Consider the following 22843-nt stretch of genomic DNA (forward strand, 5'->3'; position numbering starts at 1 on the left):
TGTTTAAAAGCATAACGGCTAGTTTTATAACAACTTAGTATCCTCAACTTAGCGGGCAATATGCCCGCTTTTTATTTTTGTATTTGCTTGATAAAATCACTCATCACTTCTTTCTCGTACTGTTTAATGATCAACCCTGACTTTTTGCTCTCATTTTTACTCGCCAGTTTTCTCATGGCCGTTGCGCCTGGGCCATCAAACGCGTTTTTAATGGCACAAACATTTGCTAACGGGCGAAAAGCAGGTATGCAAAGTGCTTTTGGCTTTGCCTTAGGTGGCGTAGTACATACATTTTTTGCGGTTGTCGGTTTAAGTGCTATTTTAAAAGCCTCTGAAACAGCCTATGCCAGCGTACAATATGCAGGTGCAGCCTATTTATGTTACTTAGGTTTTATGATGCTTAAAGGCACGTTTATGCCACCATCTTGTGAGCAAAGCGATAAACCGCATGTTACAACCAATAAAAACAAAAATGTCATGTTTCAAGCCATGATGACAGAAGTGCTTAATCCTAAGGTGGCTTTGTTTTTTATTGCTTTTATCCCACAATTTGTTGACCCTAGCTTGTCATCTGCAACCTTTCAGCTGGCATTTTTTGGGCTACTTTATCCAATCTTTGCTTTTCCGATTGACTGCACGTATATTTATTTCGGCGATAAAATAGCTCAATTTTTTAGAAATCACCCAAATAGCCAGCTTTGGATTGATAGGTTCACAGGCATTGTATTTATTGCCTTGGCTATCAATTTATTACTCTAACTAATAAGAATCAGCATGGATCAAAAAATACAATCTCTACCTGCGCAAAAAAATATAGCCTTAGTAGCACATGACGGAAAAAAAGCCGCGCTTAAGTTATGGTGCGAAAAACATAAGGCCATTCTAAGTAAACACACTTTATATGGCACAGGGACTACTGGGCATTTAATAGAGAAAACAACAGGGCTTGATGTTATTCAATTATTAAGTGGCCCTATGGGCGGCGATCAACAACTCGGGGCGAAAATAGCGGAGCATGAAATACATGTATTAGTCTTTTTTTGGGACCCTTTAGCCTCGCAACCTCATGATCCCGATGTTAAAGCTCTGCTACGTTTAGCTGCTGTGTGGAATATTCCTGTGGCGTGTAATGAAGTGAGTGCCGATATGCTACTTAGCTCACCATTAATGGATATAGAGCTTGAGCGAACATTGCCAGATTACGAAAAATACCTCGCAACCCGACAAATATCTCTATAGTAGCTTACTTATAAAGTATGCTGGCCCATTTAGTAAGGCCAGCAGTTACACTACCAAAGTGATCACCGTTCACCATTTTTATGTTGCCTAAATGCTCACTCAACGCTGCTTTAATTAATGGAGACTGTGCACTTCCTCCCGTTAAGTAAATCACATCGGGAGTGGTATTGGCATCAGTAATTGCCTGTTTAGCCAAGGTAACAATCTGACTAATGCTATCGTCAACAGCAAGCGCTAAATCAGCGACTGAAATATCTTTGCTTAATGAGTTATCTAAAAAGGCTAAATCACAATTAAAACTATTTGCGGATGTTAATGCAATTTTAGCCGCTTCAGCTTGTTGAACTAATTGGTGACCTTGCTTATTTTGCTGTAAGTGAATAAGTCGTTTGTAAAGTTCAGGGGCGCTGACATCGCGTAACTGCGCACTGAGTTCACGATAATGCTGAGCACTATAAAACTGGCTCTGTAAATTCACATCGTTAATTTTACAAGCTTGCCAAAATGGTTGATTAGGTAGCGGTAAACCTGATTTAAACGTACTGCCAAGCCCGAGTAACGGCATTAAACCATGGTAGCTCAAAGCAATATCTAAATCGTTTCCGCCAACACGTTTACCACTATGTGCTAAAAAGTCTGCATCTCGCTGGCTATTTCCTCTAAAGCTTGGCCCCATTTGTACAAATGAGCAGTCACTGGTACCACCGCCAATATCAATCACCAATACTTTTTGGTCTTGCTTTAAATCACTTTCATAATCAATCCCAGCCGCGAGTGGCTCATATAAAAACTCAACATCTTTAAAGCCTGCTCGGTTTGCTGCGCGTGTTAAAATACCCACGGCTTGTTGGTTTGACTGCTCACCACCGACCGCTTGAAAATTCACTGGGCGCCCAATAACAGTTTGGCTCAGCGTATACCCTAACGATAATTCAGCACGTTGTTTTATTTTTAAAATCATTGCTGTGGCAATATCTTCAAAAAAATTGATTTGCCCTTGCTTTAAGCCCGTTGCGCCAAAAAATGATTTAGGGGATTTTACAAAATAACCCTCTTCAGGAAATTGTACATATTCACTAATTGCCTCACGGCCAATAAATAGAGTGTCGTCGCCGGCTTGTAAGTCTAGGTCTGATTTAATTCGCGGGAGCGTATTAAGCAAGGGTTGGCGCGCGGTTTTATAGGCATGCTCATGCTCTGAGCCCTGCAAATGCTGCGCAACAAAATCAACGACTAAGGCGCTATGATGAGTGTATAAAGTTGATGGAAGATAATGTTTGCCTTGCTCTAAAGGGATAAGCTGAACACGCTCTTCGTTTAAAACACCCATAGCACAATTAGAACTACCATAATCAAAACCAACAAACATAGATCACCAAACATTACCAAAAAGGCCGCGCAATTTAGCATAATTGCTAAAAAATATATACTGAATTGGCCTAAACTCTTTATTTTTCGGGTCTTTCTCGCAAAAAGCTAGCAAAACGCGGTAAACCATTTTTAGTGTATCCGTGGTATCGATAAGTGATTGTTGAACCAATGGCTGGCGGACGCTTGCGTTCTTCATCACTAAAGCCCGTGCCAATAGAAAAGGTTACGCCTTGCTTGGTTTGCACTCGCAATGCCCCGAGCATACCTGTGTATTTACCTTTACCTGGTAAATATTCAATAACTAGCGCTTCAGCATCCAAATAAGGTTTGAGTTTTAACAATGCACTAGAGCGACCACTCGTATGCTTAGCCTCTGCTAAATGAAGCATAACGCCCTCGCCACCTTGTTTGGTGATCTCATTAAAGTAATCACTTAGTTGCTGATTGTCGCTAAATTGATATTGCTTAACCGCCTTAATATGTGAGCTATTTAACTTAGTAATGAGTGACAGGTAATTTTGATAGCGACGATGAAAAGGCGTGCTTGTATCTGGCATATCAAATACTTGATAAGTCACTGTTTGCCAGAGTAAGTCGTTGGGTATTTTTGTTCTAACAATACCACTGAGAACAGAAAATTGACCCCGCTGGGTCCATAACTCACCGTCTAACCAAACATCAGGCAAAGGGGCGGTAAACCACTTAGGAGGATTAATTGGATTACCTTGGCGGGTAACAAATTGTTTCCCCGTCCATATTGCTCTAACGCCGTCAAACTTTTCACTCACCAAATATTGGCGAATATCGTTATGCTTAGTTTCATCATAAACATCAGCGAGTTGCACCTGCGGCAATTGCGCTAATAAACTCGCACTAAAAAGCGTTAAAAAAATAAATAGCGTTGTTTTAATCATCACCATTACTGCATCCTTGCAAATTTAAATATGGCTTAAACTATAGTTGAGATTGAAGCCATTGCCAAAATTCTTCAAGGTTATGCATTTGCTGTGTTGCTTTACTGAAGTCGTGCTGCTCGGTGTGCTTATTAGCAATCGCTACAACGGCTAAGGCTGCATTATTTGCTGCTGTTACGCCAGTGAAGGTATCTTCAACAGCAATCGCATTTTTTGCAGCGACCTGCATATTTTTAAGTGCTAATAAATAGGGATCACCGGCAGGCTTTGGATTGGTTACATCGTCTTTTGTAACCACCGTATCAAATAAATCATAAAACCCTAATCCTTTTAGTATTGGCTCAGCTTCATGGCGTGCGCTGCCTGTTACTAACGCCATTTTTAAGCCTTGCTCTTTAACCGCGAATAAAATATCTGCAGCATAAGGCATTAAAGGCGGTAAATTGGTTTTAACGAATTTGCTAAACAAACGGTATTTTTCATCCGCTAAATAGCGACTACTCACAGACAAGTTATGGGTTTGTTTTATTTCCTTTGCGGCGTCAATCGTGGGGCGCCCTGAAAAGCGCTGGCAAAAATCATCTTCGTCATAACGCACACCAAAAGGCGCAAGTAATTGGCTCCAGCAGATATAATGCACACTTTCAGAATCAACTAACGTGCCATCCATATCAAATAATACCGCTTCAATAGACATACTTTCTCCTTGTTGTTTAGCTGTTTAGCTGTTTAGCTAATCAGCCTATGCTCTGAATAATAAAAAAGGTGCCTAAGCACCTTTAATTAATTTATGTTACTCGGTCAAGCCTGCTGGTGGCTCAGCATAAGCGTCTTCACCTGTGTCTACATCAACTAACTCGTAACCACGGGCTTTGCGCATCACTTTAAGTACGGGTTTTTCAAATGCGGTTTTTAAGCGCTCAGCATCATCTTTTAGCTCATCTAACGTGGTACCAAACGGCGCTGCCCCCGTTTCTGACCAGTTAGTTACTTTACCATTTAGGTTGTATTCCACTTCATGTATTTGATATTGCGCCGCTTCATCTTTGGTTGCTTCACAAAAAATTACACGGTAATTCCAAAATCCAGCCATTACTTTTTCTCTTTAATAAACATATGAGCGCTACTTTAGCAGCTCTACAAAAATAGAAAAAGCCTACACATGGTAGGCTTTTGTCATTAAATACAATTTAACGTTAATTTAATCGATTAGAAAAAGTTAACTTTAAATTCAGCACCAATGTAACGCTCTTCGTTAACCATTGCTGTGTTGTTGTTGAAATCAACACCACCAATTGCTTGTTGCTCGTCAAATAGGTTACGCACGAATGCTGATACTTCATATTCGTAGTCGCCTTGTGCCCATGCATAACCAGCACGTAGGCCTACTTCTGTTAATGGCTTACCTTCAAACTCAACTGATTCATATAAGAAAAAGTCAATTTCACTACGGTAAGACACATCAGCGTAAGTGAAGAATTCACCTTCAGCGAGTTCTTTAGTGTAACGAAGTGTGATGTTAGAGATCCACTCTGGAGCATGCGGTAAGCTGTTTCCATCTAAAATAGCACGGTCTTCAGGACCAAATGCGCCTGGTACTTGGAACGTAGGATCAGTAACAGTACATTGTGCACACACAGCAACGGCTAAATCTTTGTCTTTAAGCTCGGTTTTGTTGTAGCTTAAGTTAAATGTGGCATTTAGCTCATCCGTTAACACCCACTCAGAATCAATTTCGAAACCGTAGCCAGTTGTTTTATCAGCATTTAATAAGCGGTTAAAGTTAGCACCACCACCTACAGCCGTTAGCTGTTGGTCGTCCATGGTGTAATAAAATACCGTTGCGTTAACACGGCCTTGGCCATCTAACACATCAGATTTAATACCTGTTTCAAACGAAGTAACAGTCTCTGAATCAGCAACGGTTACTTCATCACCAAATAAGATACGACCTTGAAGACTCGGTGCACGGAAACTGTTAGCAATACGACCATACCAGTTTACGTCATCGTTGATTTTGTAGTTAGCCGATAAATCCCAGCTTACGTGATCATCGCTTACATTTTTTTCAATGTAAGTAGCAGCACCACCTACAGGGCTAAGCGTACGATTTGCTGAGAACTCTTTCTCATCGTCAGAGTAACGCAGGCCTGCTGTTACTTTTAAATCATCAGTAATGGTGTAGTCAACTGAGCCAAACACAGCCCATGCTTTAGTGTCTTGCTGTTGGCTAACAAAACCATTTAATACGCCATTATTAGCCGTATCATAACTAAAGTTTTCAATTGTCAGTGCTTCATCAAAGTAAAAAACACCCACCTGGTAATTTACATCGCCAGCAAAGTTGCTTGATAAACGTAACTCTTGCGTGTATTGGTCTTGGTCTGGAATACCATCAGCACTTTCTGAAGAAAAAGGAATAAAACCAGGACCCATAGCTACTGGAACATCATTGATAGAGAATCCACCGTAACCACCATCAATGTCAGCACGAGAGTAAATTTCTGCACTTTCCCAACCAGAGATTGACGTTACTGTGTGGTTAGCTAAGTCCCACTCAAGTTTAAGGCTTGCACCTTGTGATTCCACTTGTTGCGTCGCACGCGATGCGGCATCGTGGTAAACCACATCATTTTCAAAACCATCAACTAAGTCATTAGTGCCAGGCTTGATAGTGTTAGCACGAAAGGCAATTGGAGAGCCATCTAAATCACGAACATGGTAATTAAATAATCCAGTGAAATCGTCACCATCATATAAAAATTGAATACGGGCTGCTTGTTCAGTGTAACCACCTAAGGCATCTTTTTGCTCAAAACCTGGTGCACGATTATCAATGTAATCGTCTTTATCTTGCCAAAGTACTGAAACACGTGTTGATAACCGATCTGTTAATGAACCACCAACAGCGCCTTCAAAATCAACTGCGCCACGGCTACCATATGATACAGAGCCATAACCTTCAAATTCTTGACTTGGTTTAACGGTATCAAATTTAACTAGACCAGCAGGCGTATTACGGCCGAACAACGTACCTTGTGGGCCACGAAGCACTTCAACACGGGCTACGTCAAATACAGGGAAACCTTTTAAAATAGCATTTTCTTGTACAATTTCATCAACCACAAGTGACACAGGCTGTGAAGCATTCAAATCGAAATCAGTATTACCTAAACCACGTACATAAAAGCGTGGGAATGAACGACCAAATGAAGATTCAATAGATAAACTTGGGATTTTCGCATTCATAAAACGAATATCCATACCAGCTGAGCTGTAAGCATCTAAACTGTCGCCTTGCAGGGCTGAAACAGCAACAGGTACTTCTTGAGCGTTTTCTACTCGTTTACGAGCAGTTACTTGAATAACTTCTAGTTGGTTCTTCTTAGCAGTAGTTTCTTGCTCAGCAGCTAGGGCTGAAATTGAAGTACCTGCTACGGCAGAGAACAACGTTGCATTGATAAGGGTTGCTAACGTAGATCTTTTCATTGCTTTCATGTCGGGGTTAACCTTTTTAGTGCACTCTTGTTCAACGGTTGATGTGTTGCGCAATTACATAATTACGGATTCAGTCAATTTTTCGCGACTTGCTCTATGCGGCGCGGACCTTATTACCGAGAGTACAAAAACGGCATAAATAAGGCTGACTGAATGCGCGAGATTATACCATGCTGTAATTAATTTACCGCATACTGAGCGTTAAAAATATAAACTTATTTTTAACACTTAAGCGCACTATCCCGACTTTTAGTGTACTTTTAGCAACTAAACAGCCAAAAGCGGACATATGTCCTTACAATGAATTGTTAAAAAATATAGATAAATAAAGCGGTACTTTCTAGATACTACTTTTTCACTAAAGAACGCGTCAGTGCAATTTCACCATCAATATGAATATCTCGCTGCGGGAATGCAATCACCACATCGTGTTGTTCAAACACTTCATAAATACTAAAGCGAATATCACTGCGCACTTGTCTTAAGCGAGTTTCAGATTCAGCGCACACCCAAAAAATAGCATTAAAGACCAGCGAGCTGTCGGCAAAGTCATCAAACAATACGGTTGATTGAGGCGTTGCCAATATTGCCTCATGTTCATCTAATACTTGCTGAATTAACTTTTTAACCAGTAATACATCAGAGCCATAAGCTACGCCTACGCTCACAGATGAGCGCGCATTACCGTCAATAAGCGTCCAGTTGGTTACAGTGTTTTCTAATAACTGGCTATTGGGTATTAGCATATGAACACCGTCGTTCCTGCGAATACGAGTAGAGCGAGTATTAATGGTTTCAACCACCCCTTTTGCAGTGCCAACCTCTAAAAAGTCACCAATACGGATTGGCCGCTCCCACATTAATATCCAGCCACTAATAAAGTTATTAATAATATTTTGTGCACCGAACCCTACACCAATGGCAATAGCACCCGATACAAAGGCAAATGCGGTTAGTGGAATGTTGAGCACCTCAAGGGAGGTAAAAAGTAAAATCGCAATACTTAAAATAAAATAAAAACGCGTGAATAAATGCACTGCATCTGGGCTCATTTTTCGTGCAAGTAATGACTTTTTAATTAACTTGCCAATCTGAGTCACCACAACCCACATAGTAAACAAAATTAGCGGCACTTGAATTACTTTTGCCACGGTAATGTGAATGTCGTTGTAGCTAAACAATACAAAGGCGAGAATGTGATTAATTTGTTCTAAGTTCATTGATTTTCCATGTGTAAGGTCGCACACAAACGATTATTTTTATGCGCTAATAATACCCCAAGTTTAGCATGCGGTTAGCTTAAATACGCAGCAACAAATTTAAAGCTAATTGCATAATTGCTGTATTTTTCTACTTTTTTATTTACATACCGAGTTTTTATCACCTAATTTGCGTTTAAATCCCGCTTTAAATCGATAAACTTTGTTGTATATAAGTCAAAATTTGGTAAGTTAACTGGGTTTTCGACTCGAAAAGCCTATTTCGGCTACTATTTTTTATGGAGTTATTATGCGTAAAACACTGATTGCCACTACGATTGCTAGTGCACTTTTATTATCTGCCTGTTCTTCTGAAAGCACCCAAGAAACAAAACAACAAAGCACAGCACAAGTGCAAGATATCAACGCAAGCAATGTATTATTTAAACCAAGCCCATTACAATACATGGCTCCTGAGTTTGATAAGTTTGGTACCACTGAATACGAAGCTGCATTTGATGCAGGTATTGCACAACATAATGCAGAAATTTTGGCAATTGCCAATAATCCAGAACCAGCTACTTTTGAAAATACCTTGGTAGAAATGGAACTTGCTGGTGAGTTATTAAACCGCGCATCAGCTGCATTCTACAACTTATCAGGTCTTATCTCTAACGATGAGTACCAACGCATTGATAAAAAAATGGCGCCTGTGTTCTCGGCTCACTCTGATGACATTTATTTAAATGGTGCATTGTTTAAACGTGTACAAACGGTATACGACAATAAGGATAAGTTAAGCGCTGAAGATCAACGCCTAGTCGATTTTTACTACAAACAGTTTGTAAAAGCCGGTGCAAAATTAAACGATGCTGAAAAAGCAAAAATGCGTGAAATCAACGCAGAGCTTGCAAAACTATCAACTGAGTTTTCTCAAAACGTATTAAAATCGTTTAAAGAAGATGTCATTTTAGTAACAGATAAAAGCAAATTAGCGGGTTTATCTGAAGGTGAAATTGCCGGTCTTGCAGCCGCTGCTAAAAAAGCAGGCAAAGATGGCTACATGATCACCTTAGTTAACACCACGCAACAACCTATTTTAGCAAGCCTTGAAAATCGCGAACTACGTGAGCAAATTTTTAAAGCATCAACCAATCGTGCTGCTAAAACAAATGGCCCTATCATTATTAAAGAAACTAACCTGCGCGCACAAAAAGCAGAACTGTTAGGCTTTAAAGATTGGGCTTCTTATGTAATGACTTCACGCATGGCGCAAACTACTGATAACGTGTACGGTATTTTAGATGACCTAGCGCCAAAAGCCGTTGAAAAAGCGAAAGCAGAAGCACAAGCAATTCAAAAAGTAATTAATGATTCGGGTGAAAACTTTGAACTTAAACCATGGGATTGGTCTTTCTACGCAGAAAAAGTACGCGCTGAGAAATACGACCTAGATCCAGCCTTAGTTAAGCCTTATTTTGAAATGCAGTCGGTTATCCATAACGGCTTGTTCTTCGCTATGGAAAAACTTTACGGTATTACCTTTAAAGAGCGTAAAGACCTGCCGGTTTACCACGACGATGTAATGGCATTTGAAGTATTTAACGCCGATGGCAGCGCCATTGGTTTATTTTACATGGACCCATATGCACGTGAAGGTAAGCGTGGTGGTGCATGGATGAGTGCATACGTAAGCCAAAGCGGCTTAAAAGGCACTAAACCTGTTATTTACAACGCACAAAACATTCCAAAGCCGGCTGAAGGCGAGCCAACGCTCATGACGTTTGACGAAGTATCAACTATGTTCCACGAGTTTGGTCATGCGGCACACGGTTTATTCTCTGACGTTAAATACCCAAGCCTAGCAGGTACTGCAACAGCACGTGACTTTGTTGAATTTCCATCACAAGCACACGAAGATTGGATGATTGAACCAACGGTACTTGCTAACTACGCTAAACATTACAAAACTGGAGAGCCAATTCCTCAAGCACTACTTGATAAAGTACTTGAGTCGCAAAAGTTCAACCAAGGTTTTGGTACCACTGAATATTTAGCAGCAGCACTACTGGATATGGAATGGCATTCATTTGGTTCTGATAAGAAAATAACTGACGTACAGCAGTTTGAAAGTGACGCATTAAAGGCACATGGTATTGATTACTACCCTGTTCCGCCGCGTTATAAATCAAACTACTTTAGCCATACTTTTGCAGGTGGTTACTCAGCAGGTTACTACGCTTACCTGTGGACTGAAGTATTTGCAGCCGATGCGTTTGCTCACATGGAAAACAACGGTGGCTTAACGCGCGAAAATGGCGATAAGTTCCGTAAAGAGATCCTATCAAAAGGTAATAGCCGTGACTTAATGCAAAGCTACATTGAGTTTAGAGGCCAAAAACCAACGACTGATGCATTGCTTAAGCGCCGTGGTTTAGTTGATTAATTAATATTTTTAATCAACTGATATAAAAGCCCGCTTGCGGGCTTTTATTGTTTATAGAACAATATATAACAGATAAACTGACACCCTTACTTAAGACAAGATGAGTGTTATGGGCTATTTATTTGCAGTTACCCTTCTTTGGGCGTTTTCGTTTAGTTTAATTGGTGTGTATTTAGCAGGCCAAGTTGATGCGTGGTTTAGTGTGCTAATTCGTGTGGCTTTAGCAGCGTTAGTATTTTTGCCTTTTTTAAAGAAAATCCCCACCCCGCTTGCATGTAAACTCATGCTGATAGGCGCACTGCAACTGGGGGTTATGTATGGCTTTTATTACCACTCATTTTTGTTTTTAAGTGTGCCTGAAGTGCTATTATTTACTGTAATGACCCCGCTTTACATTACGCTTTTAAACGATGCGCTAAATAAACAGTTTAATCCGCAGTTTTTTATCGTCGCGTTTATTGCCGTGTTAGGGGCTATTACCATTCGTTATGAAAACTTAGACAGTAACTTTTTAGTCGGATTATTACTGGTTCAAGGCGCTAATATTAGTTTTGCCATCGGCCAAGTAACCTACAAACGATTAATGCTTAATAAACAACTCGATGATAAAACCGTATTTGGTTGGTTTTTTATTGGCGCACTAATTGTTGCAAGCGCCTGTTACGCCTTATTTGGTGATCTTAACAAATTACCAAGTACCTCAACTCAATGGGGCATACTGATTTATTTAGGTATTGTGGCCTCTGGTTTAGGCTACTTTATGTGGAATAAAGGCGCGACGCTTGTCAATGTTGGTGCGCTGGCGGTGATGAACAACTTACTTATTCCTGCCGGTATAATTGTTAATGTGCTTATTTGGAATCGAGACGCTGACCTACTTAGATTAAGCATTGGCGGGGGAGTGATGCTGGTTGCCTTAGTGGTAAACCAAATAATGACTAAATCAGCAAATTAATCACTCTGTAGTGAAATTGTCATTAATAATTAGTAAGGTAGCGTCCACTTTTATTTTTAAGGACAAATAATGAAGCGCATACCTTTTCTGACAACTTTTTTATTATTAAGCTCACTTACTGGCTGTGATGACGATGTAAAAATAGTCGAAAAAGAAGTGGTTGTTACCAACACTGAGGTTGAAATTGTTGAAGTACCTACCCCAGTTATTGTAGAAGTAGCACAAGGCACTAATATTCAACTAGGTACTCGCCCAGACTACCTAGTTGACGATATGGCTAGCAGCGCACTAAAAACAAAATTAGAATCGTGCAAGGAAGGTCCTTTTTACCGTACTGATTTTTCAATTGGTCACCGTGGTGCTCCCATGCAATACCCAGAACACACTAAAGAATCTTATATTGCAGCCGCTCGTATGGGAGCAGGTGTTGTCGAATGCGATGTAACCTTTACCAATGATAAAGAGCTAGTATGTCGTCATTCTCAGTGCGACTTGCACACCACCACCAATATTTTAGCCATTCCAACATTGGCTGCTAAATGCAGTGAACCATTTACCCCAGCAAACTCTAACAGTGGCACGCCTGCTTCAGCTAAATGTTGTACCAGTGATATTAGTTTGGCAGAATTTTTAACTCTTGAGGGCAAGATGGATGGCGCAAACACCAGTGCCACCAATGTTAGCGATTACATGAAAGGTACACCCAGTTGGCGCACTGACTTATACGCCACCTCTGGTACACTCATGACCCACAAACAAAGTATTGCACTCTTTAAAGAGCTGGGAGTAAAAATGACCCCAGAGCTTAAATCCCCTCAAGTAAGTATGCCTTTTAACGGTATGACCCAAACGCAATACGCACAAAAAATGCTGGATGAATACACGCAAATGGAAGTACCCGCCTCGCGAGTGTATCCGCAATCATTTAATTTAGCCGACGTAGAATATTGGATTAATACTAATCCTGAATTTGCAGCGCAGAGTGTCTATTTAGATGGGCGCGACAGCAATGTAGGGTTTGATCCAAACAACGCTGCAACATGGCAGCCAAGTATGGCAGAGCTCGTAAACGACGGCGTTAAAATTATTGCGCCACCCATATGGATGCTATTAAGCATAGATAACAACAGTAATATTGTCCCCTCACAGTATGCCATTGACGCTAAAGCCGCGGGGCTTAATATCATTGCATGGAGTCTTGAGCGCTCAGGCCCTCTAAAACAAGGTGGCGGTTATTATTATCAGTCAATTAGTGATGTTATAGATAACGATGGCGATATGTTCACTGTGGTTGATGTGTTAGCGCAAGACGTAGGTGTAATGGGTATCTTTTCCGATTGGCCAGCAACCGTAAGTTACTATGCTAGTTGTAATAACATGCCTGCAAGTATTTAAACTTTAAGACGTGTTTATTTTATCGCGCTCAGTTACCATATATTTTATATATTATTTAATTGAGCGCTTTTATGATCATCCAACACCACCATGCTGACTTGCCTACCCCAACGGGTTTAATGCGCACCACGGTTTATCGCCCACACGCTCACGGGCAATTCCCAGCCATTATTTTTTACTCTGAGATTTTTCAGCAAACCGCACCGATTGCTCGCAGCGCTGCTATTTTAGCAAGCCATGGTTTTGTGGTACTTGTGCCAGAAGTATTTCATGAACTTAACCCTATCGGGACAGTGCTTGCTTATGATGATGCGGGTAAAGATAAAGGCAATAACGATAAATGGGCAAAACCGCTTGAATCTCACGACAGCGATACCCAAGCGTTAATCGACTTTGTACAAACACACGATTATTGTACTGGCTCTGTGGGTGCAATGGGTGTTTGTATTGGTGGGCATTTAGCTTATAGGGCCGCATTAAACCCCGCAATAAAAGCCGCTTTTTGCTTATATGCCACTGATATTCATAGCGATACTCTTCCCGCACATAAAGGGAATAATTCATTTGAACGTATGGCCGATATACAAGGTGAAATCCACTTTATTTGGGGAAAACAAGACCCCCATGTGCCACAACAAGGTCGCGACAAAATTTATCAACAAGCGGTTAGTACGGGTATTAATTACCAATGGCAAGAAGTGAACGCGCAACATGCCTTTATGCGTGATGAAGGCGAGCGGTACGACGCAGCACTTGCTATCACCATGTATCAACAAGCCGTTGCTTTGTTTAACCGAGTGCTTTAAGCGCTATTATTTAAGCATACCTAATGCGGTATGTTGCTTTACAAAATACGCTTTTAAATAATCAATAAACAAACGCAGTTTTTTAGAGCCCGCCGCCCCAGGCGGGAACACCCCATAAAGTTCAATGTCTTTGCTTTTATAATCATCAAGTATAATTTGCAGCAAACCCGCTTGTACTTTTGGCCATGCATCGTAAAGTGGAATACGACCAATACCATGCCCCGCCTCTACAAACGCAGTGCGTGCAGCTGCGTTATTGGTGCTTAAACTACCTTGCATTGTAATATCGACCTTTTTGCCTTCTTTTTGTAAGGTCAGCGTTTTACTGCTTAATTGATAAACCACCCATTGATGCTTTGCCAACTCATCGGGTGTGGTGGGTTTACCAAAATGCGCAAAATAATCGGGCGCACCACAAATACAGGTACTCATAGTGGTGAGCTTAGTGGCTTGTAAGTTCGAATCGCGCAGTGCAACCCCTCTAATTGCAAAATCAAACCCGTGCTTAATAATATCCACAACGTCATCCGTGAGCTGTAAATCTATATCAATTTTAGGGTACTGACGTTTAAAGGTATTTATTGCCGGTACAATTAACTGCATCCCTACATTTACAGGGCAACTTATTTTTAATAGCCCTTGAGGTTCACTTTTTATATTTTCTATTTGCTGATTAGCGGCATTAGCTTGCTCTGTAATAACACGGCAACGCTCATAATAGGCCATTCCGGCTTCGGTTAGCGCCATGGTGCGGGTAGAACGGTTAAGTAGCGTCACTTCGAGCTGTGTTTCTAATTTTTTTAAGTGATAACTCGCTACAGCACGGGTCAGCCCTAATTGTTTTGCCGCTGCAGTTAAGCTGCCCTGCTCTACAATTTGTGCAAATACCACCATGCTTTTTAACTGTTCAAACGAGACTTTCATAGGTGCTCCAATGCGGTTTTAACTTCAACCCTCTTATTGTATCAATTATTGAATCAATTAAGTTAAATTTATCATCGTTGTTTAAAGCTCTCTTAGTGCATATAGTATTTATCAAGCAAGATTAATTAATTTAAATCATCATAAGGAATACCTTACATGGCTAAAAAAATACTAATGGTTCTTACATCACATGCAGAGCTTGGTAACACAGGCGAAAAAACTGGTTTTTGGGTAGAAGAATTTGCAGCCCCTTATTACGCATTTGTTGATGCAGGTATTGAAGTGACATTGGCTTCTCCAAACGGCGGTCAGCCACCGATTGACCCAACTAGTACACTTGCTGATTTTCAAACTGAGGCAACCAAACGTTACGATGCAGACAGTGGTGCACAAACACTGATGGCAAATACCAAAGTTTTAAGCGAAGTAAACTCTTCTGATTATGACGCCGTATTCTACCCTGGTGGTCACGGCCCTTTATGGGATTTAGTCGATAACACCGATTCTGTATCGCTCATTGAAAGCTTTATTAAAGAGCAAAAGCCAGTCGCTGGCGTGTGTCATGCAAGTGCGGTATTTTTAAATGTTAAAGACGCTGATGGCAATGCATTAGTCGCCGGTAAAAAAGTAACGGGCTTTACTAACAGCGAAGAAGCTGCTGTACAACTTACTGACATTGTTCCATTTTTAGTTGAAGACGAACTTATCAAAAAAGGTGGCGATTACCAAAAAACCGACGACTGGGGCGTGCTTGCTCTTGAAGATGGTTTATTGATCACCGGTCAAAACCCAGCAAGCTCAGAACTTGCAGCTAAAAAGCTATTAACTAAACTAGGTTAATAGCAGCCAACAACTCAAATCAGCACAGCATTTTATGCTGTGCTTTTTTAATTGCTTTTCATTACCTTATACAATTCCTATACTGGCAACACTTTCGGTAAATTAGGATCACACTATGGCCACTAAACCAAACACGCTTTCACTTATTACCAGTACCCGCTTTGCTATTTTTAGCATTATTATTATTTGTTTTGTATTGCAGCTTATTAATAGCCTACCTGGCATTAATTTAAACGGTTTAGGTATTTATCCCAGAAGTATTCAAGGGTTGGTTGGTATTCTTTGTGCTCCCTTTTTACACGGTAGCTGGTGGCATTTTGCCAGTAATATGTTGCCATTTGCTGTATTAAGCTGGTTAATTTGCCAGTACAGCGTACAGCGCTTTTATAGTGTATTTATATTCACCGCTTTAGTAGGTGGCTTATTAGTTTGGATGTTTGCCCGCAGTAATATTCATGTGGGTCTAAGCGGTGTCATCTATGGTTTGTGGGGCTTTATTTTATGCTATGGCATTGTAAGACGTTCATTTAAATCGATTTTCATCGCTATTATCGTAGCATTTTTATACAGTGGCTTTATCTGGGGCGTATTACCGCAGCGTTTTCATATCTCGTTTGAGAGCCATTTTTTTGGTGCATTAAGTGGATTGTTTTTAGGTTATAAACTAGCAAAAGCAGATAAATTAAAAAATCAGCAAGCAACAACTAAAACACGCGTTTAATAAAGATAGAGGTTATTTATGAGTGAAAACAACGAATACATCCCGCCTAAAGTATGGACATGGGACAATGAAAGTGGTGGTAAATTTGCTAGTATAAATCGCCCCATTGCAGGCGCTACTCATGACAAAACATTACCGATTGGCGAACATCCATTTCAGCTTTATTCGCTGGCAACACCCAATGGCCAAAAAGTTAGTATTATGTTTGAAGAGCTTTTAGAGCTTGGCTTAACCGATGCCGAATACGATGCGTATTTAATTAATATTGGTGAAGGCGATCAGTTTGGCTCTGACTTTGTTGATATCAACCCGAACTCAAAAATACCCGCGCTGATGGATCATTCAACCACACCGCCAACACGCATATTTGAGTCAGGTGCTATTTTACAATACTTAGGCGAAAAATTTGATGCCTTTATTCCTAACGATCTCAAAGCCAAAACACAATGTCGTAATTGGCTGTTTTGGCAAATGGGATCGGCGCCTTATTTAGGTGGCGGCTTTGGTCACTTTTACAGCTATGCGCCAACCAAAATGCAATACCCGATTGACCGTTTCACCATGGAAACTAAGCGTCAGCTAGATGTACTAAACCGCCATTTAAGTGACAACGAATACATGGCAGGCAGCGAATATTCAATTGCCGACATTGCTATTTGGCCGTGGTATGGCTCACTGGTTTTAGGTGACCTATACGACGCGGCAGAGTTTTTAGATGTTGCATCTTATACCCATGTGGTTCGTTGGGCTAAACAAGTGGCTGCACGCCCAGGCGTAAAACGAGGTCGTCGTGTTAATCGTACGTGGGGCCCGGAAGAAGAGCAAATGGCAGAGCGCCACACGGCCCAAGACTTTAAATAAAAGTCAAAAAAGTTCAAGAAGCCAGCTGCTTAGCTGGCTTTTTTATGTCCATTAATAAAAAAATACTGAATCATATTTCAGTTTTATATTTTTATAAAAAATTAAATAATTTCCTTTTAAAACAGGAAAACACGCCAAAGTAGACTAACTTTAATAAAAATTACTAACATAAAGTTTATTATGCAATCTTTGGTTTGTGTACTCCTCTTAAGTGTACTTTATATTGCAGCACTTCCTTTAAGTGCACGCAGCGAAGATGTAAAAACATTAACGCTCTACCATGACTCAGACTATTCAAACCATTACGAATCGGCCTATGCAATGAAGATGGGGTGCTGACTGCTTTAGCAGAGATTAATCATAACGTGCAAGATTATCAGCTCACACTGATTGAAAAAGACAACCGAGGTAATGCGAATCGCAGCTTATTGCACATGCAGCAGTTTCTAAAAGACCCCAATGCACTGGTTTTTATTGGTGGATTGCACTCCCCGCCCTATATAAAAAACAGAGAGTTCATCAATAAAAACAAACTATTACTACTACTGCCTTGGGCTGCAGGAGGGTCTATTACCCGATACCCTAGCGATGATAACTGGGTATTTAGGCTCTCGGTAGATGATACAAAAGCCGGTTATAGAATGGCCCAATTTGCAACGCAAACTCTAAATTGCAAAAATCCGCTCTTACTTTTAGAAGACACGCCATGGGGAAAATCAAACAACAACACCATGCTTAAGGCCTTTGGTGATATAAAACCACAAGTAGAATGGTTTAACTGGAACACAAAAATAAATAACGCCAAATTAATGCTACATCAAATAAAAAATACACCTGCAGAGTGTATTTTATTTGTTGGAAATGCCATTGAGGGGGCTGTATTTATAAATGCGATGGCAAGTTTTGCCAAAAATGAACGCCTTCCTATTGTTAGTCATTAGGGAATAACGGGTGGGGGTATTTTTGCCAACGTTGAGCAAGCCATAAAATCAAACTTGAGCTTACATTTTATACAAAGCTGTTTTTCATTTTTAAAAACGCCGCAAACCGCTTTAACTAAAAATGTTATAGCACAAAGCTTATCCCTCAAGCCTACCCCTGTAGCACCCACTGAGTTAATTTCTCCGGCTGGAGTTATTCATACCTACGACTTAACAAAACTATTATTACAGGGCATATCACAAATAACTTTAACCGATAATACAGAGCACAACAGAGCAAAAATTAAACATGCACTTGAAAACTTAACCATGCCAGTTAATGGCTTAATAAAACAATACCAACGTCCTTTTGCTGTGTGGTCAGCTAATAGTATTGATGCCCACGAAGCACTTGGTTTTGACGATTTATGCATGGCAAATTATCAGCCAGATGGAAAAATACACATTATCGAAAACCCAATAGGCAATGTTGAGTAATGCGAGCATTAATAAATAAAAATTTAAGCTCTCAACAAATAATGCTTTTTATACTTTTTTAGCATTGAGCTTAATATTATCAGTAACTATTTCTTTACTGTTTGTTGGTCATCGTGCAAATACAGCTATCTATGATTTGCAAAGTAAAAGTCTTGAGATTGAATCTAAACTCACCACCAGCTACCTCACACTATTTTTAGAAACAAGAACACAAATTCTTAATGACCTTGCTCGTCAACCTATTTTATCTAACGCCATAATGGGGTCAGACACCTCGAAAGCGCTACTCCAAGATTACCTTTTTCAATATAAAATAATGGGGAGCACCGAAAAAATAACGATTATAAACGTACTAAAAGAGGTGGTTTTTAGTAACGATCCTTCGCTTAACGAGCTGAGCATAATTGAGCAACCATGGATAAATAGCTTACTTGAAGAGCAAACAGAAAAGGCGGTGATATTAAATAAGCCAACCAATACTGACCTATTCACCATTGCGGTGCCTATAAAATATAATAACTTTACTGAGGGCGTGCTTATGGTGCAATTTAATACGCCAATGACCCAGTTACTACCGACCGACTTTGACCGTAAAAGTCATGGACTGACTTTAGCAGGCCCATGGGTTTTTATTCTAATTTAAATCAAGATGACGAGTATGTCAGTATTGGCCAAAACCTCATTGGCAATACAGATATAACATTAAACTACTACATTACTAGCAATTTAATTGCTGCTAAAACTACTCGCTTCATAATCGATATTGCTATATCAATTATTGTAAGTATGGCTTTATCGTCGTTATTCCTGTTTGTATTTGGTCGGCACTTACTACTAAACCCGTTTAAGCTTTTAGAATCCTCAAGAGAAGCTATAAAGCAAAGTGAAGCGCGTTACGAACTGGCGGTTAAGGGCAGTAATGATGGTATTTGGGATTGAGATATTGTTACAAATGAAGTATATTTTTCTCCCCGTATTAGCGTATTGCTTGGCTACGACGAAAACGATAAAAACGCTTTGCCTCACTGTGCTGATGCACTTTATAAGTTACTTCACCCTGATGATATAACCAAGCATAAAAAGCAAATAGCAAATCACTTAATTAGCAACACTCCCTTTAATTACGATTATAGATTAAAAACTAAATCAGGCGCTTATCGTTATTTTACAGTAAAAGGGATGGCACTGCGCAATGAGCATAATAAAGCAATTAGAATGGCAGGCTCTGTAACTGACATTACTGAGCAAAAACGTTCTCAAAAAGCATTAAAGCAAGCAAAAGAGCAAAATGATTTATTAGCGCAGGCAATCGAATCGTGTAATGTGGGTATTTCTATAGCCGATGCGAGTGTGCAAGGCTTTCCTTTAGTCTTTTTAAACTCTGAATTTGAAAAAATAACAGGCTATAGTAAAGAGGAAATGCTAGGAATAAATTGCAGCTTACTTCAAGGGCCAAACACCGATAAGAACGCAATAGATATTATTACTAATGCAATAAAAACATTAAAAACTCAACGTATAGAGATACTAAATTATAAAAAAGATGGCACGGAATTTTGGAATAGCCTACAAATCTCACCTGTTTTTAACCAGCAGCAACAGCTCACAGCTTATGTGGGAATTCAGCAAGATATCACTGAGCAAAAAGCAGCGAATCAATTATTAATTGAAGCAAAAGCGGCGGCTGAACAGGCTAACATTGCCAAAAGCGAGTTTTTAGCAGCAATGAGTCATGAAATTCGCACGCCTATGAATGGCGTATTAGGCATGCTTAATTTGATTTTAGATAGCTCATTAAATGAAAAACAACACCACCAGGTAAGCATTGCACTTAATAGTGCAAACTCCTTACTAAATATTATTAACGATATTTTAGACTTTTCAAAAGTGGATGCCGGTAAACTTGAGGAATTAGAGTTTAACCTTTGTAACATGCTCGACGATTTTATCGAAACAATAGCAATTCATGCCCACAGTAAAAATATTCAGTTAATGCTAGATGTAGAGCATCTTGAATACGCTTTTGTCATTGGTGACGCCGGACGCCTCAAACAAATTTTAACAAACTTAGTAAATAATGCGCTTAAATTTACTCATGAAGGCGAAGTGCAAGTTATTGCTAAACTCACACCGATTAACAACAATCAAGTGTGTTTTAGCTGCCAAGTAATAGACTCTGGAATTGGTATCTCTGCAGCTCAACAAGCCAAGCTATTTAAATCATTCTCTCAAGTTGACTCTTCAACAACGCGAAAATATGGTGGTACGGGCTTAGGCTTAGCGATTGTTAAAAAGTTATGCCACCTAATGGAAGGTGATATACAGGTACAATCTAAAGAAAATAAGGGCAGTAACTCTAGCTTTAATGTTGTTCTAAAACGCAGTAAAAACCCACAAAAAGTATTACCCCCTATCGCTATGTCATCGTTAAATATTTTAATTGTGTGCAGCAATCAAACTCAATCTTCTATTTTACACAAGCAGTTTACTAAATGGGGAGCAACAGCCGTAATCAGCCCATCCGCAAAGCAGGCTGTGAAAACATGTCAGCAATATATCGAAAAACAAAACCTTTGTTTTGATTTAATTATGATTGATATGCAGCTAAGTGACGGCGATGCTTTAACCTTAAGTAAAACCCTTGATAAAGAAGTAGATCTTATGGCTGCGCATGTTGTTTTAATGACCACGGGTGAGCTAAATAAACAGCGCGATTTATATCAAGCGTCTCGGTTTTCAGCCATTGTTACAAAACCCATAATCACACAAAATCTTTTTAAGATGCTATCGACCTGCTTTAGCGGTAAACAGCAAAGTAATAACAGCCTCATTACTAAGGGTTTATCTGACACTCAGCCTTTGTCTAGCGATGATATTGTGTGGGACAAAAGTATTCGTATTTTACTGGTTGAAGATAACAACATTAATCAAATCGTCGCCTCTACCACGCTTAAAAAGATAGGAATTAACAGCATTGATATTGCAGAAAATGGCCAACACGCGCTCGAATATTTAAAACAAACAACTTCCCATAACCCGTACTCACTCATTTTAATGGATTGCCAAATGCCGGTGATGGATGGTTACCAAGCCACAACCCATATAAGAGTGAATGAAGCTGGAAGTAAAAACCCTCCGATTACTATTATTGCTATGACAGCAAACGCAATGGTGGGCGATAAAGCTAAGTGCTTACAGGTTGGAATGAACGACTATATTTCTAAGCCTATTGCGCAAGACATATTATTTAAAAAACTCCTAAAATGGTTGCCATATGAGCTTAAAAACAATGGGTAAAGTAGATATGTTAATCATATCATCTTAATATATATAAATATTTGTACTTATACAGCGGTAAAATAGAGTGAAAAAACTAGGGCGTGTTGATCTTTGTGGTATGAAAAACAAACAGCATGAAGATAAGGTATAATTGAATTCGCCAGAAAACTTTACACCGAACCTACATGCCAAGATTAATGCTAACAGACGGGACATGGAATGTCTTATCAAAAGTAATGTACTTAAGTGGTCGAATTTATAATAAGCCCGACCATAGAAAAACGCTCGAAGGCATACTGTATAAGATGCGCACAGGTATTCCATGGCGAGATTTACCTTCTGATTTTGGCCGTTGGAGTGCTATCTACAGACGGTTTAATTTATGGTCCAAAAAAGGGATTTTGAATGAACTGTTTCGCGCATTATCTCGTGATGCGGACATGGATTGGGTCTTCATTGATGGCAGTATTGTCAGGGCTCATCAACATAGTTGCGGTGCAAGAACTGCTGACAATGAATCAATTGGAAAGAGCCGAGGTGGAAATTCTACGAAAATTCATCTTGCAGTCGATAGCGGAGGGTTGCCTGTTTATTATGAATTATCCTGTGGAAATACGCATGATATCGTCCATGCAGAGTCACTCGTAGCTAATTGCCCAACAAGTAATATGGTTGTCGCAGATAAAGGCTACGACAGTGAAAAACTGAGAGCGTTTGTTCGTGATAATAACGCTACACCCGTTATTCCACGTAAGGGCAACAGTTTAGTAGGCAATGAAGATATTGACTGGTGCATGTATAAATATCGGCACTTGGTTGAGAATGCATTTGGCCGTATTAAGCAATATAGAGGGATAGCCACGCGGTATGAAAAGCTTGAACGAAATTATCATTCAATGCTCGCTTTAGCATTTACTATGATGTGGCTACCAATGTGGGCTGATTGATATATGTACTACAAAGATCAACAGCCCCTA

20 protein-coding genes and 1 pseudogene are annotated in these 22843 nt (G+C 39.9%); 14 read left to right on the top strand and 7 right to left on the bottom strand.

What is annotated here, in order from left to right; all coding sequences use genetic code 11:
* The first annotated feature begins 126 nt into the window (after positions 1-126).
* Together L641_RS0119430 and L641_RS0119435 are read left to right on the top strand one after the other, a co-directional pair.
* Positions 127-759, top strand: a complete 633-nt coding sequence (locus L641_RS0119430) for a LysE family translocator (RefSeq protein WP_024602846.1) — start codon at positions 127-129, stop codon at positions 757-759.
* Between the two features lie 15 nt (positions 760-774).
* A complete protein-coding gene (locus L641_RS0119435) occupies positions 775-1239 on the top strand; it encodes a methylglyoxal synthase (RefSeq protein WP_024602847.1) in 465 nt (154 codons plus the stop codon).
* 4 nt (positions 1240-1243) lie between these two features.
* Here L641_RS0119435 and yegD read toward each other — a convergent pair whose 3' ends face one another.
* The 6 genes from yegD to L641_RS0119465 all read right to left on the bottom strand — a co-directional run bounded on the left by yegD (position 1244) and on the right by L641_RS0119465 (position 8242).
* On the bottom strand, positions 1244-2608 hold the full coding sequence (gene yegD, locus L641_RS0119440) for a molecular chaperone (RefSeq protein WP_024602848.1): 1365 nt from the start codon (positions 2606-2608) through the stop codon (positions 1244-1246).
* 79 nt (positions 2609-2687) lie between these two features.
* Positions 2688-3530, bottom strand: coding sequence for a DNA ligase (locus L641_RS0119445; protein WP_024602849.1), 843 nt, complete (start codon positions 3528-3530; stop codon positions 2688-2690).
* 34 nt (positions 3531-3564) lie between these two features.
* Positions 3565-4221 carry an HAD family phosphatase gene (locus tag L641_RS0119450; RefSeq protein ID WP_024602850.1) on the bottom strand — a complete coding sequence of 219 codons (657 nt, stop codon included), beginning with the start codon at positions 4219-4221 and terminating at the stop codon, positions 3565-3567.
* Between the two features lie 96 nt (positions 4222-4317).
* Positions 4318-4617 (bottom strand): hypothetical protein, encoded by a 300-nt coding sequence (locus L641_RS0119455; protein WP_024602851.1) that lies wholly within the window; start codon positions 4615-4617, stop codon positions 4318-4320.
* Between the two features lie 116 nt (positions 4618-4733).
* Entirely contained in the window at positions 4734-7022 is a 2289-nt protein-coding gene (locus tag L641_RS0119460; protein WP_024602852.1) for a TonB-dependent receptor, read from the bottom strand.
* Positions 7023-7369: 347 nt separating this feature from the next.
* Entirely contained in the window at positions 7370-8242 is an 873-nt protein-coding gene (locus L641_RS0119465; RefSeq protein ID WP_016899418.1) for a mechanosensitive ion channel domain-containing protein, read from the bottom strand.
* A 289-nt stretch (positions 8243-8531) separates the two neighbouring features.
* Between L641_RS0119465 and L641_RS0119470 the strand changes: the two genes are divergently transcribed.
* From L641_RS0119470 to L641_RS0119485, 4 genes are all read left to right on the top strand, one after another.
* On the top strand, positions 8532-10667 hold the full coding sequence (locus L641_RS0119470) for a M3 family metallopeptidase (protein WP_024602853.1): 2136 nt from the start codon (positions 8532-8534) through the stop codon (positions 10665-10667).
* 100 nt (positions 10668-10767) lie between these two features.
* Positions 10768-11622, top strand: coding sequence for a carboxylate/amino acid/amine transporter (locus L641_RS0119475; protein ID WP_042849415.1), 855 nt, complete (start codon positions 10768-10770; stop codon positions 11620-11622).
* 69 nt (positions 11623-11691) lie between these two features.
* Positions 11692-13017, top strand: a complete 1326-nt coding sequence (locus L641_RS0119480) for a glycerophosphodiester phosphodiesterase family protein (RefSeq protein WP_024602855.1) — start codon at positions 11692-11694, stop codon at positions 13015-13017.
* Positions 13018-13088: 71 nt separating this feature from the next.
* Entirely contained in the window at positions 13089-13823 is a 735-nt protein-coding gene (locus L641_RS0119485; protein ID WP_024602856.1) for a dienelactone hydrolase family protein, read from the top strand.
* A gap of 6 nt (positions 13824-13829) precedes the next feature.
* Here L641_RS0119485 and L641_RS0119490 read toward each other — a convergent pair whose 3' ends face one another.
* A complete protein-coding gene (locus L641_RS0119490; RefSeq protein WP_024602857.1) occupies positions 13830-14747 on the bottom strand; it encodes a LysR family transcriptional regulator in 918 nt (305 codons plus the stop codon).
* A gap of 156 nt (positions 14748-14903) precedes the next feature.
* Here L641_RS0119490 and L641_RS0119495 point away from each other — a divergent pair, with 156 nt between their 5' ends.
* From L641_RS0119495 to L641_RS0119520, 8 genes and pseudogenes are all read left to right on the top strand, one after another.
* On the top strand, positions 14904-15587 hold the full coding sequence (locus tag L641_RS0119495) for a type 1 glutamine amidotransferase domain-containing protein (protein ID WP_024602858.1): 684 nt from the start codon (positions 14904-14906) through the stop codon (positions 15585-15587).
* A gap of 115 nt (positions 15588-15702) precedes the next feature.
* On the top strand, positions 15703-16308 hold the full coding sequence (locus L641_RS0119500; protein WP_024602859.1) for a rhomboid family intramembrane serine protease: 606 nt from the start codon (positions 15703-15705) through the stop codon (positions 16306-16308).
* An 18-nt stretch (positions 16309-16326) separates the two neighbouring features.
* Positions 16327-17169: a glutathione-dependent disulfide-bond oxidoreductase gene (gene yghU / locus L641_RS0119505; protein ID WP_024602860.1), complete on the top strand. Its 843-nt coding sequence runs from the start codon at positions 16327-16329 to the stop codon at positions 17167-17169.
* 180 nt (positions 17170-17349) lie between these two features.
* Positions 17350-18587 (top strand): annotated as a pseudogene (locus L641_RS22485) (ABC transporter substrate-binding protein).
* A gap of 64 nt (positions 18588-18651) precedes the next feature.
* Entirely contained in the window at positions 18652-19230 is a 579-nt protein-coding gene (locus tag L641_RS23680; protein WP_249362392.1) for a hypothetical protein, read from the top strand.
* On the top strand, positions 19209-19526 hold the full coding sequence (locus L641_RS23685; protein ID WP_249362391.1) for a hypothetical protein: 318 nt from the start codon (positions 19209-19211) through the stop codon (positions 19524-19526). Before L641_RS23680 ends, L641_RS23685 begins: the two co-directional genes overlap by 22 nt.
* 45 nt (positions 19527-19571) lie before the next feature.
* A complete protein-coding gene (locus L641_RS22490; protein WP_249362390.1) occupies positions 19572-21884 on the top strand; it encodes a PAS domain-containing hybrid sensor histidine kinase/response regulator in 2313 nt (770 codons plus the stop codon).
* A 167-nt stretch (positions 21885-22051) separates the two neighbouring features.
* Positions 22052-22813, top strand: a complete 762-nt coding sequence (locus L641_RS0119520) for an IS5 family transposase (RefSeq protein ID WP_024600859.1) — start codon at positions 22052-22054, stop codon at positions 22811-22813.
* The last annotated feature ends 30 nt before the right edge of the window (positions 22814-22843 follow it).

Source organism: Pseudoalteromonas sp. TB41, from assembly GCF_000497975.1.
GTDB classification, from domain to species: Bacteria; Pseudomonadota; Gammaproteobacteria; order Enterobacterales; family Alteromonadaceae; genus Pseudoalteromonas; species Pseudoalteromonas tetraodonis.